Origin of the sequence: Caenibius sp. WL (assembly GCF_019803445.1) — a bacterium.
In the GTDB taxonomy this organism is placed as follows: domain Bacteria; phylum Pseudomonadota; class Alphaproteobacteria; order Sphingomonadales; family Sphingomonadaceae; genus Caenibius.
The window spans coordinates 415048-430342 of sequence record NZ_CP081844.1 but is presented as its reverse complement, the minus strand read 5'-3'; the positions used below and the strand labels follow the sequence as shown (position 1 = coordinate 430342).

General features: G+C 66.0%; 17 protein-coding genes. 11 read left to right on the top strand and 6 right to left on the bottom strand.

The window, feature by feature from the left end; all coding sequences use genetic code 11:
• Positions 1-48: 48 nt before the first annotated feature.
• Positions 49-456, bottom strand: a complete 408-nt coding sequence (locus K5X80_RS02120) for a bactofilin family protein (RefSeq protein WP_222559214.1) — start codon at positions 454-456, stop codon at positions 49-51.
• A complete protein-coding gene (locus K5X80_RS02115) occupies positions 443-1621 on the bottom strand; it encodes a peptidoglycan DD-metalloendopeptidase family protein (protein WP_261390595.1) in 1179 nt (392 codons plus the stop codon). Before K5X80_RS02115 ends, K5X80_RS02120 begins: the two co-directional genes overlap by 14 nt.
• Positions 1622-1848: 227 nt before the next feature.
• On the opposite strand from K5X80_RS02115, the gene K5X80_RS02110 reads away from it, so the two are divergent.
• From K5X80_RS02110 to wecC, 11 genes are all read left to right on the top strand, one after another.
• Positions 1849-3147 carry a glutamate-5-semialdehyde dehydrogenase gene (locus tag K5X80_RS02110; RefSeq protein ID WP_222559213.1) on the top strand — a complete coding sequence of 433 codons (1299 nt, stop codon included), beginning with the start codon at positions 1849-1851 and terminating at the stop codon, positions 3145-3147.
• An 8-nt stretch (positions 3148-3155) separates the two neighbouring features.
• On the top strand, positions 3156-3878 hold the full coding sequence (locus K5X80_RS02105) for a nicotinate-nucleotide adenylyltransferase (protein ID WP_222559212.1): 723 nt from the start codon (positions 3156-3158) through the stop codon (positions 3876-3878).
• Between the two features lie 57 nt (positions 3879-3935).
• Positions 3936-4364 (top strand): ribosome silencing factor, encoded by a 429-nt coding sequence (gene rsfS / locus K5X80_RS02100; RefSeq protein WP_222559211.1) that lies wholly within the window; start codon positions 3936-3938, stop codon positions 4362-4364.
• A gap of 139 nt (positions 4365-4503) precedes the next feature.
• Positions 4504-4926: a 23S rRNA (pseudouridine(1915)-N(3))-methyltransferase RlmH gene (locus K5X80_RS02095; RefSeq protein ID WP_222559210.1), complete on the top strand. Its 423-nt coding sequence runs from the start codon at positions 4504-4506 to the stop codon at positions 4924-4926.
• Between the two features lie 4 nt (positions 4927-4930).
• Positions 4931-6154, top strand: a complete 1224-nt coding sequence (locus K5X80_RS02090; RefSeq protein WP_222559209.1) for a murein hydrolase activator EnvC family protein — start codon at positions 4931-4933, stop codon at positions 6152-6154.
• Positions 6155-6232: 78 nt separating this feature from the next.
• Entirely contained in the window at positions 6233-7579 is a 1347-nt protein-coding gene (locus K5X80_RS02085; protein ID WP_222559208.1) for a S41 family peptidase, read from the top strand.
• Between the two features lie 3 nt (positions 7580-7582).
• Complete coding sequence (locus tag K5X80_RS02080; RefSeq protein WP_222559207.1) at positions 7583-8068, top strand: disulfide bond formation protein B; 486 nt, start codon at positions 7583-7585, stop codon at positions 8066-8068.
• Entirely contained in the window at positions 8068-8595 is a 528-nt protein-coding gene (locus tag K5X80_RS02075; RefSeq protein WP_283249260.1) for a demethoxyubiquinone hydroxylase family protein, read from the top strand. The genes K5X80_RS02080 and K5X80_RS02075 overlap by 1 nt, the downstream gene beginning before the upstream one ends.
• Before the next feature lie 131 nt (positions 8596-8726).
• Complete coding sequence (locus K5X80_RS02070; RefSeq protein ID WP_222559205.1) at positions 8727-9275, top strand: hypothetical protein; 549 nt, start codon at positions 8727-8729, stop codon at positions 9273-9275.
• A gap of 52 nt (positions 9276-9327) precedes the next feature.
• Positions 9328-10446: a non-hydrolyzing UDP-N-acetylglucosamine 2-epimerase gene (gene wecB, locus K5X80_RS02065; protein ID WP_222559204.1), complete on the top strand. Its 1119-nt coding sequence runs from the start codon at positions 9328-9330 to the stop codon at positions 10444-10446.
• A 71-nt stretch (positions 10447-10517) separates the two neighbouring features.
• A complete protein-coding gene (wecC, locus tag K5X80_RS02060; protein ID WP_222559203.1) occupies positions 10518-11828 on the top strand; it encodes a UDP-N-acetyl-D-mannosamine dehydrogenase in 1311 nt (436 codons plus the stop codon).
• A 143-nt stretch (positions 11829-11971) separates the two neighbouring features.
• On the opposite strand, the gene K5X80_RS02055 is transcribed toward wecC, so the two are convergent.
• The 4 genes from K5X80_RS02055 to K5X80_RS02040 form a co-directional block, all read right to left on the bottom strand.
• Positions 11972-12373, bottom strand: a complete 402-nt coding sequence (locus K5X80_RS02055) for a GFA family protein (protein WP_222559202.1) — start codon at positions 12371-12373, stop codon at positions 11972-11974.
• An 86-nt stretch (positions 12374-12459) separates the two neighbouring features.
• Positions 12460-13263 (bottom strand): enoyl-ACP reductase FabI, encoded by an 804-nt coding sequence (fabI, locus tag K5X80_RS02050; RefSeq protein ID WP_222559201.1) that lies wholly within the window; start codon positions 13261-13263, stop codon positions 12460-12462.
• Positions 13260-14246, bottom strand: coding sequence for a YihY/virulence factor BrkB family protein (locus tag K5X80_RS02045; protein ID WP_222559200.1), 987 nt, complete (start codon positions 14244-14246; stop codon positions 13260-13262). The genes fabI and K5X80_RS02045 overlap by 4 nt, the downstream gene beginning before the upstream one ends.
• Positions 14246-15169, bottom strand: a complete 924-nt coding sequence (locus K5X80_RS02040) for a DnaJ C-terminal domain-containing protein (RefSeq protein WP_222559199.1) — start codon at positions 15167-15169, stop codon at positions 14246-14248. The genes K5X80_RS02045 and K5X80_RS02040 overlap by 1 nt, the downstream gene beginning before the upstream one ends.
• Positions 15170-15295: the final 126 nt, after the last annotated feature.

Here is a 15295-nt window from a genome sequence, read left to right as displayed (position 1 = left end):
GCGCGGGGCCACGCGGGCCCCGGCGCGCGGCGGCAATCTGGCAGGCGATTAGCTGGCGAGCGTCAGGCGCGGTTCGTCGTCACCCGGCGTCTTGGGGGGCGAAGCGGCTTCCGTGGCCGGCCTGGCCGGTGCGCGGTGAGAGAAGCGGCCTTCGACCTGCGCGCCCTGTTCAATCGTCAGCGCATCGTACTGGACATCGCCTTCGATCCGCGCGGTGCGCAGCACGGTCAGTTCGCGGGCGCTGATCGAGCCGCTGATCGCCCCGGCAAGGCGGGCGGTTTCCGTGGTGATCGTGCCGACGATGGCGCTGCTTTCGCCCTGCACCAGGCTGGCGCAGGAAATATCGCCTTCGATCCGGCCATCGACGCGCAGATCGGCCGTAGCCACCACGTCGCCCTTGATCGTGACATCGCTGCCGATCAGCGACGAACCGCCGGGATGGTTATCGTGCTGCACGGGGCGGGCTACGCTCTGCTGCGGTTCGATTTCGGACTTCCTTGAGAACATGAGGGGCAGCCTCCAGAAAAGGACGCGGATTGACCGCGCGGCCATTGATCAGCACTTCGAAATGAAGATGCGGGCCGGTGGAGCGGCCCGTGCTGCCGATGGCGCCAATGATGTCCCCGGCATCGACTTCCTGTCCCAGCCGGGCGCGAAATGCGGACATATGCGCATAGCGCGTTACGAGCCCATTGCCATGGCTAATTTCAACTGTGTTGCCATAGCCGTTCTGCACGCCGCGGAAGGTGATTTTGCCCGGCGCGGTGGCATAGATCGGCGATCCGGTCGGGCCACGGAAATCGAGGCCGGAATGCATCGCGGGGTGCGCGTTGAACGGATCGCGGCGATAGCCGAAGCCCGAGGAAATCATGCTGAGGCTGGCGGGCAGGACTTGCGGGATGCCGGCCAGCCCGCGTTCCAGCGCGTCCATCCGGGCCAGCGCCAGACCCAGTTGTTCGAAGCGCGGATGGAGCGAGCCGTTGTTTTCCGTCGACAGCATTTCCAGCGGGCCGCCGCGTGCTTCTTCCACATCGTCGGTCATCTGGCGCGGGTTGAGTCCCAGCTTGCGAATCCCCGCCGCCGCGCTGTCCGCGCGCCGGTTGGCCAGGCGGGTCAGCCGTTCGGCAAAAGCGAGCTGGCGAGCTTCGATCCGGGCGAGGGCCGCCGCTTCGGGCAGGATGGCGCTGATCTTGGCCAGGGTCTTGTCTTCCGCGGCCGCCGCTTCGGCCGTGCCATGCAGCGCTTCGCTTTCGAGCTTGGCGTCGGCGGGCAGACTTTCCACCATTTCTTCGAGGAAATCCTGCCGCCGCCTGAGGCTTTCGGCCGCGGCTTTGAGCTCGTTGCGATAATGGGAAACGCTGTCTTCGGCCTGGCTTACCTGGGCTTCGCGCCGGTTGAGCGCGTTCTGCTCCGCACGGGAGAGGAAGTGGCCGCTCGTCACCGCCGCCATCACGCCGATCCACAGCAGGACAGCCGCGAGCACGAGCGCGGCTGCGGCGATCTGCACCCGCGAAGAAACGGTTATGAAGCGAACCTGACCTTTCGAGCGCACGAAGAACTCGCGGTCAGGAAACCAGGCAGCAAGCCGCGTGCCCAGTCCGCCGGAAATGTGGTTAGCCAAGACGATCCCTTGCGGTATTCCTGCGAGAGGCGGCCCGTTAGCACGTGTTCAACAGCAAGCAAAAAGCGGATCGTGATGAAACTGGCTGAGTCGAACGAGGACTGCGATGAATCGTTCCCGGAAGTTTTTAAATCATCGCGCCGAATTACTTGAAGACATAAAATTGCATGGATTGGCTGGCGATTCGCCGCTGACATACCCATGCCGGAATGCTAGGTGCCTCTGCTATGACTGTTGATAATCTCGCTATCGCCGAAGCTGAAACCGTGCTGACCGAAACGCCCGACCTGTTGATCGAACGCCTTGCCCATGCAGGCCGTGCGGCGCAGCGCGTTCTGGCCCGTATGGACGATCCGGCCAAGGCGCGGGCGTTGCATCTGGCGGCGCAGGCGTTGCGCGATGCGGAGCCGGACATTCTCGCGGCCAACGCGCGCGACATGGAAGCGGGCGCGGCGCGGGGCCTGACATCCGCCCTGCTGGATCGCCTGCGGCTGGATTCCGCGCGGCTGGCGGGCATTGCCGACGCGGTGGATGCGGTGGCGGACCTGCCCGATCCGGTGGGCGATGTGATCGATCGCGCCGAACGCCCCAACGGCCTGCAGCTTTCCCGCGTGCGGGTGCCGATCGGGCTGATCGGGATCATCTACGAAAGCCGCCCCAACGTCACGGTGGATGCCGCCGTGCTCTGCGTGCGCGCAGGCAATGCGACGCTGCTGCGCGGGGGGAGCGAGGCGATCCATTCGAACCGCGCGCTGCTGGCCGCGCTCATCAAGGGGCTGATGGCGGGCGGGGTGCCCGCCGATGCCGTGCAGCTGATGCCGACGCAGGACCGCGCGGCCGTGGGCGCGATGCTTCAGGCCACCGGCCTGATCGACATGATCATACCCCGTGGGGGCAAGAGCCTGGTCGCCCGCGTGCAGGCCGATGCACGGGTGCCCGTGCTGGCCCACCTCGATGGCATCTGCCACACCTACATCCATCCTTCGGCGGACGTTGCGATGGCGCGCACTGTCGCGCTCAATGCCAAGATGCGCCGCACCGGCATTTGCGGGGCGATGGAAACGCTGCTGCTGGATGCCGCTTTCCCTGCGGCGCAGGATCTGGTCGGCGATCTGATCGACGCGGGGTGCGAATTGCGCGGCGATGCGCGGGCGCAAGCGCTCGATTCGCGGATTCTTCCCGCGACGGCGGACGACTGGGACACGGAATATCTCGATGCCGTGCTGTCGGTCGCCATTGTCGATGGGCTCGATGCGGCGTTGGAGCATATCGCGCGCCACAGTTCGGGCCATACCGATGCGATTATCGCCGGTGATCCGGAAGTGGCCGAACGGTTCCTGGCCGAAGTCGATTCGGCAATCGTCATGGTCAACGTTTCCAGCCAGTTCGCCGATGGCGGCGAATTCGGCCTCGGCGCCGAAATCGGCATTGCCACGGGGCGCATCCATGCGCGCGGCCCGGTCGCGCTCGAAGGGTTGACCACTTACAAGTGGCAGGTGCGCGGCAACGGGCAGACCCGGCCCTGAAAGGGGGCATGGCTCCTGCCTGCCGCACCCCTGCCCCGCGCAAGGGGCCGCGGACCGGCCTGCTCGGCGGCAGTTTCAATCCGGCTCACGGTGGCCATCGGCGGATCACTCTGTTCGCGATGGAAGCGCTGGGGCTGGATGAAGCGTGGTGGCTGGTTTCCCCCGGCAATCCGTTGAAACCCGCGCAGGGTATGGCGCCGCTCGCTGCGCGGGTCCGCTCGGCCCGTTTCATGGCCCGCCGCGCGCCGATCCGCGTCACCGCGATCGAACGCATTTGGCCATCGGTCTATACTGTGGACACGCTGCGTGCCTTGCGCCGCCGCTGGCCCAAGCGGCGCTTCGTCTGGCTGATGGGCGCGGACAATCTGGCCCAGTTCCACCGTTGGAAAGACTGGCGCACGATTGCGAAAATCATGCCGATTGCGGTGATTGCCCGGCCGGGTTATGATGCAGCCGCGATTGCGAGCCCCGCAATGGCCTGGCTGCGGCGATACCGTATCGATGCCGCCAGTTTTCGTAACCGGGGTAGATGGAGCGCACCGGCGCTGATTGAATTGCGTTTCGATCCTGATCCGCGTTCGGCGACTGAACTTCGCCACGCCGATCCCGAATGGGCCTCCCGCATGGCGGGGGCGCAGCCCAGGGATCAAGTGACGCATCGCCTGATTCATCATGGCCTCATTCATAACCGCCTTACCCATCATGGCAGCGGGAAGTCGGGCCCGGCATGAAACGCCGGGCTCCCTTCATGTCTGCCGGCCCCGCCGCAAGGAGCGCAAATACCTGCGATGAACCACGCGCAGACCACACCGGCTTCGGCCGGGACCACCACCGGAGACGCTATGGCGCTCTCCGGCATTGAACCGGAACCTGGGTCGATGCTCGACCTCGTCCTGACCTCGCTTGACGAGGATCAGGCGCAAGAGGTCGTGACCATCCCCCTGCAGGGCAAATCGAGCATGGCCGATTACATGGTGATCGCGTCGGGCCGTTCGACCCGGCAAGTCGCCGCGATTGCCCAGAAACTTGCCGAGCGCCTGAAACAGGGCGGTTTCGGCACCCCGCGCATCGAAGGGCTGCCCGCGGCCGACTGGGTGTTGATCGATTCGGGCGATGTGGTGGTGCACCTGTTCCGGCCCGAAGTGCGCAGCTTCTACAATCTGGAAAGAATGTGGGGCTTCGGCGATGCGGCGGCTTCCGCCGTGGGGCAGGCCTGAAAGATCCTGTTCCGGCCCCTCTGATTTGCGCGCCGCCAACAGCGATTGGCGGCGCCCGAAGCGGATGCGATGTGCGGCTGGCGGTGCCCTGGGGCCGCTATCGAATTGCGCATTGCGGCTGTGATCGATAACAACCCTTATGCGCTTGCATGTGATTGCCCGGGGAAAGATCGGCCGCTCGCCCGAGGCCGAGTTGGTGGCCCGCTATGAAAAGCGGATAGCTTGGCCGTGCAAGCTGACCGAACTGCCCGAAACAGGGGGCAACATCCCCCCGCCGATCACCCCATGCCGCACCGTGCTGCTGGATGAGCGGGGCAAGCAACTGTCATCCGAAGAGTTCGCCCATCTGCTGGGCCGCTGGCGTGACGAAGGCGTGCGCGAAACGCGCTTCGTGCTCGGCACGCACGATGGCCATGGCGATGCCGCGCGGGCTGAGGCCGATCTGCTGTTCGCGTTCGGCAAGGCGACCTGGCCGCATCTGCTCGCCCGCGCGATGCTGATGGAACAACTGTTCCGCGCCACGGCGATTCTGGCCGGGCACCCCTATCACCGGGCGGGATAGCCCGATGCCGCCTGTTTTTCGCCTCCGGCCCTTCGCTGCCCTTTTGCTGCTCACGCTGGCGAGCGGGGCGGCGGCGCAGCGCGATGCCGCTTATGACGATCCGGGGGAAACGCGGGCCGCGCTGGTCCGGGCGCTGGCGGACCGCAAAGCGGCGCAGCAGCGGGCCGAAAAGCTGGAAAACGATGCCGCGCGCGCCACCCAGGCCGCCGCCCGGACCGCCAGCCAGACCGCCGCGCTGGCCGCCCGCATCCAGCAGGCCGAAGCCGATATCGCCGCGGCCCAGGCGCGGCTGGCGCTGATCGGCGGGCAGCGGGCGATCCTGCGCCAGCATCTCGCGCGCAAGCAGAAGCCCGTGGTTGAACTGACCGCCGCGTTGCAGAAGTTTTCCCGTCGTCCGCTGGAATTGTCGCTCCTGCGGCCCGGTTCCATGCGCGAAGCGGTCTATTTACGGGCGATTCTGGCCAGCACTCTGCCGCAGGTGGAACAGCGCACGCAGGCGTTGCGGGCGGAAATCGCCAGGGGCAGGGCGCTCGAAAACGAAGCCCGGCAGGTGCTCGGGCAATTGCGCGCGGGGGAAAAGGACCTGTTGCACCGGCGCGAAGCGCTGGCCGCGCTCGAATCGCGCCAGCGGATCGAATCGCGCCAGGCCCACGGCACCGCCGCGCGCGAGGCGGAGCGGGCGTTGGCGCTGGCCGAACAGGCGCGCGATCTCGATTCGCTGATCGGCACGCTCGACAAGGCGGCGGCGCTGCGCCAGCAACTGGCCGCCTTGCCTGGCCCCGTCCTGCGCCCCGCGCGCCCGGCGGATGCGCAACCGGTCGCCACGCCCGCATCGCCCGAAGGCACGGCGGCTACGGCGCGCCCGCGCGCGCGCTATCAATTGCCGGTGGCGGGGCGGATGATCGCCGGTTTCGGGGCGATCCTGCCGGGCGGCACGCGCAGCGAAGGGGCGACTTTCGCCCCGCGCGGAGGGGCGCAGGTCGTGGCGCCCGCCGCGGGCCGGGTGACATTCGCCGGGTCTTATCGCGGCTATGGCCAGATCGTCATCATCGAACACGGCGGGGGCTGGATCAGCCTGATTACCGGGCTGGCGCGGGTCAACGTGGCGGTGGGCGACCGGTTGGTGAACGGTTCTCCGCTGGGTATCGCCGGGCCCACGCGGCCCACGGTGACGCTGGAACTGCGGCGGCAGGGCGTGCCGGTCAATCCGATGGAATTCGTCGGCTAGACAGCGTGCTCTGACAGAGGGTGGAGCATGTATTCCTCATCTGGCATTCATGTTGCCAGCACGATAGAGAGCATGACCATGAAACTCGTTCCCCTGATGCGCTCCGCCGCGCTGGTTACCGCCGTTGCCCTGCTGCCCGTCACCACTGCGGGGATGGCGCAGGTGGATGGCCGCGCCGCGCCGCAGTTTGGCAAGCTCTACGCGGTCTATCAGCGCATCAAGGCGAACTACGTCGACACTGTCGATGACGAGAAGCTGGTGCGCGGCGCGATCGACGGGATGCTGGCCTCGCTCGATCCTCATTCCGCCTATCTCGACGGGGGCGATCTCCAGCGGCTCGAAACCATGATCGGGGGCAATTATCAGGGCCTCGGCCTGTCGGTGACGATGGACGATCAGGCGGTGAAAGTGATTTCGCCGTTCCGTGGCAGCCCGGCGGAAAAGGCCGGGGTCAAAGCGGGCGATTTCATCACCCATCTCGATGGCAAGCTGATTTTCGGCCAGAGCCTCGATGAAGCGGTCAGCAAGATGCGCGGCCCGGCGGGCACTACGATCCGGCTGACGATTTTCCGCCCCGGCCGCGATGAACCGTTCGATGTGACGGTGACGCGCGGCGTGATCGAACTGGAACCGGTCACGTCCAAGCTGGAAGCGGGCAAGATCGGGGTCATCGCCGTCAACGAATTTTCGCGCGATGTCGGCGCCGATGTGAAAAGCGCGGTGCAGACTCTGCGCCGCCAGGCGGGCGGCGCGCTGGGCGGGCTGGTGCTCGACCTGCGCTCCAATCCGGGCGGTTCGCTCGACGAGGCGGTGGCGCTGTCCGATCTGTTCCTCGACAGCGGCCAGATCGTGTCGCAGCGTGGGCGGATCAAGCGCGAAAACATCTATTACGACGCGGAAAAGGTCTATCCTGGCGATGTCGCCAAGGGCGTGCCGCTGGTGGTGCTGATTGACGCCGGTTCCGCGTCGGCATCGGAAATCGTTGCCGGGGCGCTGCAGGATCATCACCGCGCGCTGGTCATGGGCGAACGCAGCTTCGGCAAGGGCAGTGTGCAGACCCTGCTGCCGCTGACGCGCGACAGCGCGCTCAAGCTCACCACCGCGCGGTACTTCACGCCGTCGGGCCGTTCGGTGCAGGAAGGCGGGATCGAACCCGATATCACCGTGCCGCAGCTTTCCGATCCCGACCGGGCGAAGCGGGCCAAATTGCGCTATCGCGAATCCGATCTGCGCGGCCATCTGGTCAACGAAGTCGATCTCGATGACAAGCAGCTCGAATTCGACAAGGGCACCGATCCGCGTTTCTCGGAAACCCCGGAAGAATTGAAAGCCAAGGGGATCGAGGACTATCAGCTCCACTACGCGTTGCAGACTCTGCGCCGGGGGGCGGCCGCCGCGCCGGCCCCGGTGGCCAAGCGGAAGTAAGCGATGGCGGGCAAGGGCGCATTGCAGCGGGCCAATCTGCTCGCGCTGGCCGTCCCCGCCGCCCTGCTGGCAGGGGCCTATATCGGGGAATTCGGTTTCGGCCTCTACCCGTGCGAAATGTGCTGGTGGCAGCGCTATCCCCATTTCGTGGCCATCGGGCTGGCGCTGATCGGTTTCATTGCGCCGCCGCGCAAGCTGTGGATCGCGTTGGCCGCGCTGGCCGTGCTGGTGTCCGGCCTGATCGGCGGTTTCCACGCCGGGGTCGAATATGGCTGGTGGGAAGGGCTGACCGCGTGCGGCAATGCGGCGGCGGGCGGCGCAGGCGGCGATCCGCTGGCGGCCGTGCTCAATGCGCCGCTGGTGCGCTGCGATGAAGCGCAATGGTCCTTGCTGGGCATTTCGCTGGCGGGCTGGAATTTCCTGATTTCGCTGGCCGGCGCCGCGGCGATCGGGGGCCTGCTGCGCGCACCGAAGAGGGGACTGGCATGATGGGTGCGAACGAACCCGATATCGCCCGGATGATCCGCGTCGATCAGGCGGGGGAATATGGCGCGACCCGGATCTATGCCGGGCAACTGGCGGTGCTGGGCAGCAACGGCCCGCATGCCGGTGAAATCGCCGGAATGGCCCGCCAGGAAGACGATCACCTGGCCAAATTCAACGCACTGATGGCGCGGCGCGGCGTGCGGCCGACCGCGCTGCAGCCGTTCTGGTCGGTCGCGGGTTTCGCGCTGGGCGCGGCGACCGCACTGATCGGGCCCAAGGCGGCGATGGCCTGCACCGCGGCGGTGGAGGAGGAAATCGATCGCCATTATTCGGCGCAGCTCGATGCGCTGGCCGCCACGGACGCGGATGCAGAACTGGCCACGATGGTGGAGGAATTCCGCGCGGACGAACGCGAACATCGCGATGCCGCGCTGGCGGCGGGGGCGGAAGAAGCGCCCGCTTACCCTCTGCTGGCCGGGGCGATTCGCCTCGGATGCCGCGTGGCGATCCGCCTGTCGGAAAGATTCTGACGCTTGGGCATTTGATTAAGAGCATGGTAAAACCGGGCATGAAGGTCCAGACCGGGCGGGTCATGACCCGTTCAGCAGGCATCGGCCCTGTTGCCCGATTGTAGAGGCGGCTTTCCGCCATGGAGCTTGAGATGATGAAACGCCTGATTGCCGCAAGTTTCGCTGCAACCACTCTGCTCGCCTGGACGGCGCCGGCCGCCGCGCAGGACAAGGATTATCGCGTCAACCAGCTCATCATCTATGGCGATGATCAGTGCCCGCAATCGACCGCGAACGAAATCACCGTCTGCGCCCGCAAGGCGGAGAGCGAGCGTTTCCGCATCCCCGAGGATCTGCGGACGAGCAGCGACCCGGCCAACAAAGCCTGGACCGAACGGGTGCTGGCTTATGAAACCGTCGGCGCCACCGGCATCAATTCCTGTTCGCCGGTGGGCATGGGCGGGGAACTGGGCTGTACCCAGCGCCTGCTGGCCGCCGCACGCGGGGAAAAGAAGGAAAGCGGCGCGGACCGCTTCGGCGAACTGATCGCCAAAGCGCGTGAGGAACGGCTGTCCACTGTCGATGCCGATGCGGCGGAAGAACAGGCCCGCGTCGAACAGGCGGAAAAGGAATACGCCGAACGCAAGGCCGCGCAGGAGGCCGCGACCCAGCATCAGGGGCACGGCGACCCTGCCGAATAAGCGGGCAAGCCTTGCCAATGCCCCCTTAACCATTCGCGGTTAAGGGGGGCGCATGGCACGCAAAATCCTCACCGTTTTCGGCACCCGGCCCGAAGCGATCAAGCTGTTCCCGCTCGTTCATACGCTGGAGGGCGATGCGCGCTTCGTCAGCCGGGTCTGCGTCACCGGGCAGCATCGCGGGATGCTCGATCAGGTGCTGCAGATCGCGGGCGTGGCGCCCGATCACGATCTCGATGTGATGCAGCCCGATCAGAGCCTCGACGCGCTGACGGCGCGCCTGCTGACAGGGATCGGGCAGGTGCTCGATGCCGAACGGCCCGATTGGGTGGTGGTGCAGGGCGATACCGCCACGGCGATGTGCGGCGCGCTGGCGGCCTATTACCGCAAGATTCGGGTGGCGCATGTCGAAGCGGGGCTGCGCTCCGGGCATATCTACCATCCCTGGCCGGAAGAGGCGAACCGCAAGATTATCGGCACCATGGCCCATCTGCACTGCGCGCCCACGGATACGGCGGCGGATGCGCTGCGGGGCGAAAATGTCGATCCGGCGACGATCCATGTCACCGGCAACACCGTGATCGATGCCCTGCACTGGGTGACGGCGCGCATCCGCGAACGGCCCGAAATCGCGGGCGGGCTGGCCCAATGGGAAACGCGGTTTGCGGGCAGGCGGATTATCGGCGTCACCAGCCACCGGCGGGAGAATTTCGGCGAAGGAATGCAGGCGATTGCCGGCGCCATCCGCCGGATCGCCGCGCGCGATGATGTGGCGTTGATCTTCCCCGTCCATCTCAACCCGCATGTGCGGCAGGTGATGCAGGCCGAACTGGCGGGGCTGGACAATGTCGCGCTGATCGAACCGCTGGATTATCCGCATTTCGCCCGCCTGCTCGATATCGCCACGCTGATGCTGACCGATAGCGGCGGGGTGCAGGAAGAAGCGCCCGCGCTGGGCAAGCCGGTGCTGGTGATGCGCGAAACGACCGAACGGCCCGAAGGTATCGCGGCGGGCACCGCGCGGCTGGTCGGCACCGATGCGGCGCGGATCGTCGCTGAAACCTGCCGCCTGCTCGATGATGCGGATGCTTATGCCGCGATGGCGCGGGCGCACAATCCGTTCGGCGATGGGACAAGCGCCCAGCGCATAGTGGACTTGCTCGCCGCAGGCTGACATCGGCCCGGTTGCCGCTAATTTTTTACCATTTCATGCCATGGCGGGGGCTGCAATCAGCGGGAATCATTATGCGCGGTAGCGAACTGCCTGAAGTGTGTGTCGTCGGCCTTGGCTATATCGGCCTGCCCACTGCGGCGGTGATCGCCCGCGCGGGGATGAACGTCCTTGGCCTCGACGTGTCCGAACGGGTCGTCGAAACGATCAATCGCGGCGCAATCCATATCGAGGAAGTCGATCTCGACGGGCTGGTGCACGGCGTGGTCCAGCGCGGGCTGCTGCGCGCCGCCACGCGGATCGCCCCGGCGGATGTCTTCGTGATCGCGGTGCCGACCCCGTTCGCCAAGGATGGGCGCCATACGCCCGATGTATCCTATGTCCTTTCCGCCGCCGCCGATGTGGCAGGCGTGCTGAAAGCGGGCGATACGGTGATTCTCGAATCGACCTCGCCCGTGGGCACGACCGAGCGCCTGCGCGATCTGATCGCGCAGCAGCGGCCCGATCTCCGCCTGCCGGGCCTGTGCGAGGGGACCCCTGATGTCGCCATCGCCTATTGCCCGGAACGGGTGCTGCCGGGGCGCATCCTGGAAGAACTGACCAACAACGACCGATCCATCGGCGGGATCACCCCGCGTTGCGCGCGCAAGGCCCTGGCGTTTTACAAGCGTTTCGTGCGGGGTACGTGCGTCACCACCGATGCGCGCAGCGCGGAAATGACCAAGCTGGTCGAAAACGCCTATCGCGATGTCAACATCGCTTTTGCCAACGAACTGTCGATCGTCGCCGATGCGATGGGGCTGGACGTGTGGGAAGTGATCCGCCTCGCCAACCGCCATCCGCGCGTCAATATCCTGCAACCGGGGCCGGGTGTCGGCGGGCACTGCATCGCGGTGGACCCGTGGTTCATCGTTCATGGCGCGCCGGAGGAAACGCCGCTGATCCGCACCGCGCGCGGGGTGAACGATGCCAAGATGCATCACGTGATCGCACGGGCGACCGCGCTGATCGAAAGCCATCCGCAGGCGAAAGTCGCCTGTCTGGGCCTCGCCTTCAAAGCGAATATCGACGATTTCCGCGAAAGCCCGGCGCGCTTCGCCGCCGCCACGCTGGCCCGCCGCTATGGCAGCCGGATTCACGTGGTGGAACCTTATGCGGCGGAACTGCCGATCGAATTCACCGATACCGGTGCGCAGCTGATCGATATCGATACCGCGCTGGAAGAGTGCGATGTGCTGATCGTGCTGGTCGATCACGACGTGTTCAAATCGGTCCCGCTGGCCGAACGCGAAGCCAAGGCAGTGTACGATACGCGCGGCATCTGGCCCGATCAGCCCGCCGATAAAAGCGCGGTGGAAGCGGGCGGCCTGCGCAAGGCGGGTTAGGCGATCCGGCCCTCCCGGCCTGAGCGTTGGGGATGCATCGATCTTTTGTCGAGATGCACATGCAAGACTGGGTTACCGCCTGCGCGGGAACGACGAAAGCGTGAAAGCAGGCAAGGCTCGCTCAATAGAGCGAGGTTTCGGCGTCACATTCCCGGATAGCGTGCGAACTGCGGCATTTCGGCCATGTCCGCCACCCAGGGCAGGCGTTCGGCGCACTGGATCTGCGCATCGGGCGGGCTGGCGGCGGGATCGTCGAACGTGGCGGACTGGATATCGACAATTCCGGGCAGCATCGCCGCGTTGCGATAGAACAGGCCGGTGCCGCAGCGCGGGCAGAACTGGCGCTGTGCCCCGGGTGTCCCTTCGTAAAGCGCGGGTTCCCCCGACAGCAGGCGAAGCTGATCTTCCTGCACCGCATACCAGGCGACCATCGGCGCGCCGGATGAAGCGCGGCAATCGCTGCAATGACACACCGCATGGTGCGCCGCATCGCCTTCCACCGCGTAGCGGATCGCGCCGCAACGGCAACCGCCGGTTCGTGTCATGGCCGTTCTCCCAATCGAATCATCAGGAAAGAACGTATCATGAACAAAGGGGCGGGGGAAGCCTCCGCCCCCGCGCGGGCGCCGGTTCAGACCAGCGAGATATCCGGCGCGTCCTCCTGCTTCATGCCGACAAGGTGATAGCCCGCATCGACGTGATGCACTTCGCCCGTAACGCCCGAACTGAGATCGGACAGCATGTAGAGCCCGGCCCCGCCGACATCCTCGATCGTGACGTTGCGGCGCAGGGGTGAGTTCAACTCGTTCCACTTGAGGATATAGCGGAAATCGCCGATCCCGCTGGCGGCGAGCGTCTTGATCGGCCCGGCGGAAATCGCGTTGACGCGGATATTCGCAGGCCCGAGATCGTTGGCGAGGTATTTGACGCTGGTTTCCAGGGCCGCCTTGGCCACGCCCATGACGTTGTAATGCGGGACGACCTTTTCCGCGCCATAGTATGTCAGCGTCAGGATCGAACCGCCGTTGGGCATCATCGCGGCCGCGCGCTGCGTCACCGCGACGAGCGAGTAGGCGGAAATGTTCATCGTCATCAGGAAGTTGTCGAGACTGGTGTCGACATATTTCCCGCGCAGTTCGTTCTTGTCCGAGAAGCCGATGGCGTGGACGACGAAATCGAGCGTGTCCCAGCGCGTCTTGATCTGATCGAACGCGGCATCCAGCGCATCCATGCTGGATACGTCGCAATCGATCAGGAAATCGCTGCCGAGGCTTTCGGCAAGCGGCTTGACCCGCTTGGCAAGGGCTTCCCCCTGATAGGAAAAGGCCAGTTCCGCGCCCTGGGCGTGCAATTGCTGGGCAATCCCCCAGGCGAGCGACTTGTCGTTCGCCAAGCCCATGATCAGGCCGCGTTTTCCTGCCATCAAACCGGTCATGCGTCTGCTACCTCCTCCTCAGGTGTCCGCGCGAGCGCGGCATTGAGTTCCACGCCTGCTTCCATCCCTAGCCCCACAAGCCAGAAAAAGAAAAGTGTGATCATCGCGCCGGCAAGGCTTCCGTATGTCAGATCGTAACTGAAGACTGTGCGCAACAGGGGCGGCAGCGCGGCCGAAACCCCGAGCGTCCAGAGCGTGACAGCCGCAGCCCCCGGCCATTTCGGATAGCGGCGCGAGCGATAGGCGGCGGGCGTGAGAGTGATGAAAAGCAGCAACACCGCGCAATAAAACAGCAGGGCAGGCACGATCCGCGACAGCGAAAGATGGCCGAGGAAGCCTTCGAGCTGCGGAGCGAAGGCGCTGATGAATTCGCCCACCGCGCCGATCAGCAGTTGCGCCAGCAGCGAGGCGATCAGCAGCAGGACCGCCAGCAGAGTGACGCCGAACGAGAGCAGGCGATAGCGCCAGAAGCTCAGCGTGGGGCGGGTGCCATAGGCGCGGCGCAGCATGTCGCGGATCGTTTCGACAAGGCCGGAAGTCGACCACAGCCCGATCAGCCCGCCCACCCAGAGCATCCAGCCCGACCGGGCCGCGATGGCGCTTTCCGCCACCGGGATGATCGCTTCGCGGGCCTTGCCCGGCAAGCCTTCGAGCATCGAGGTGACCGATGCCCCGTCCACGTCCGTAACGCCGAACAGCGAGAGCGAGGCCGCGCCGAGAATCAGGAACGGGAAAATCGCGAACATGCCCATGTAGGCCAGATTGCCGGCATGGATGAAACCATCCGACCAGAGGCCGGAAAAGACGCGTTGGACCACGCGGTAGCCGCGCACGCCGATGAAGCGGCGCGATTCGTTGGCGAAGGTTCCGGGTGAAAGGATAGCGGCGCGGCGCCGGGCCTCGGGCGAATGGTCGGGCACGGCGGGCCCCGGCGGCGGCGTCCGCTCCACCGGGGCATCGCTGGCCGGGCCGTCCTGCGCCATCACACGCCCAGGCGGGCCCGCGGATTGCGCGTATCGTGCCAGCCGTCCAGCCGCCGGGCGAGATCTTCGTCACCCTGGGGCAGATCGATTTCCAGCGTCACCAGCTGATCGCCGCGCGTGCCGTCGGCGCGGGTGAAGCCCTTGCCTTTGAGCCGCAGCACTTTGCCCGAACTGCTGCCCGGGGCGATCGTCAGCATCACCGGCCGTTCGACGGTGGGCACTTTCACTTTGCCGCCGTTGACCGCCTCATCCAGCGTGATCGGCAGATCGAGCCGGACATCGTCGCCATCGCGGCGGAAGAAGGCGTGCGGGGCAATCTCGATCACCACCGTGGCATCGCCGGGTCCGCCGGGGCCGGGTTCGCCTTTGCCCTTGATTCGCATCTGCGTGCCGTCCTCGACCCCGGCGGGCAATTTCAGATCGATGGTCTTCCCGTCGCCCAGCGTGATTCGCTGATCCTGCCGCGTGGCGGCATCGACGAACGGCACTTTCAGGCGGTATTGCACATTGGCGCCGCGCGGCGGCGGGCGATTGCGCGGGTTGAAGCCGCCAGCGCCCCGTGCGCCGCCCCGGCCGCCAAACATGCCGCCGAGGATATCGTCGAGATCGATCCCGTCGCCGCCGCCGAAGCCGCGAAATCCGCCGCCCATGCCCCCGCCGGGCCCCCCGCCGAAGCCGCCTCCGCCGAATGGCATCGCCGGATTGCCGTCAGCGTCGATTTCGCCACGGTCGAACTGGGCCCGCTTGTCCTTGTCGGACAGCAGATCATAAGCGCGGGTGACGTCCGAAAAGCGTTCCGCCGCTTTCGGATTGTCCTTGTTGCGGTCGGGATGGAGTTCCTTGGCCAGCTTGCGATAAGCGGATTTGATCTCCTTCTCGCTCGCGCCGCGTGGAACACCAAGGGTGGAATAAGGGTCTGCCATGGCCAATAGCTAGGTGGCTCCTTCCCCCTGTGCAAGCACAGGCTTTCCTCCTCCGGTCCGGGAGCGTAGGGCATTGTTCATGATGGTTTCTTGCGCCCTGGCCGAATGCCCCGCCGGAACCGCCCC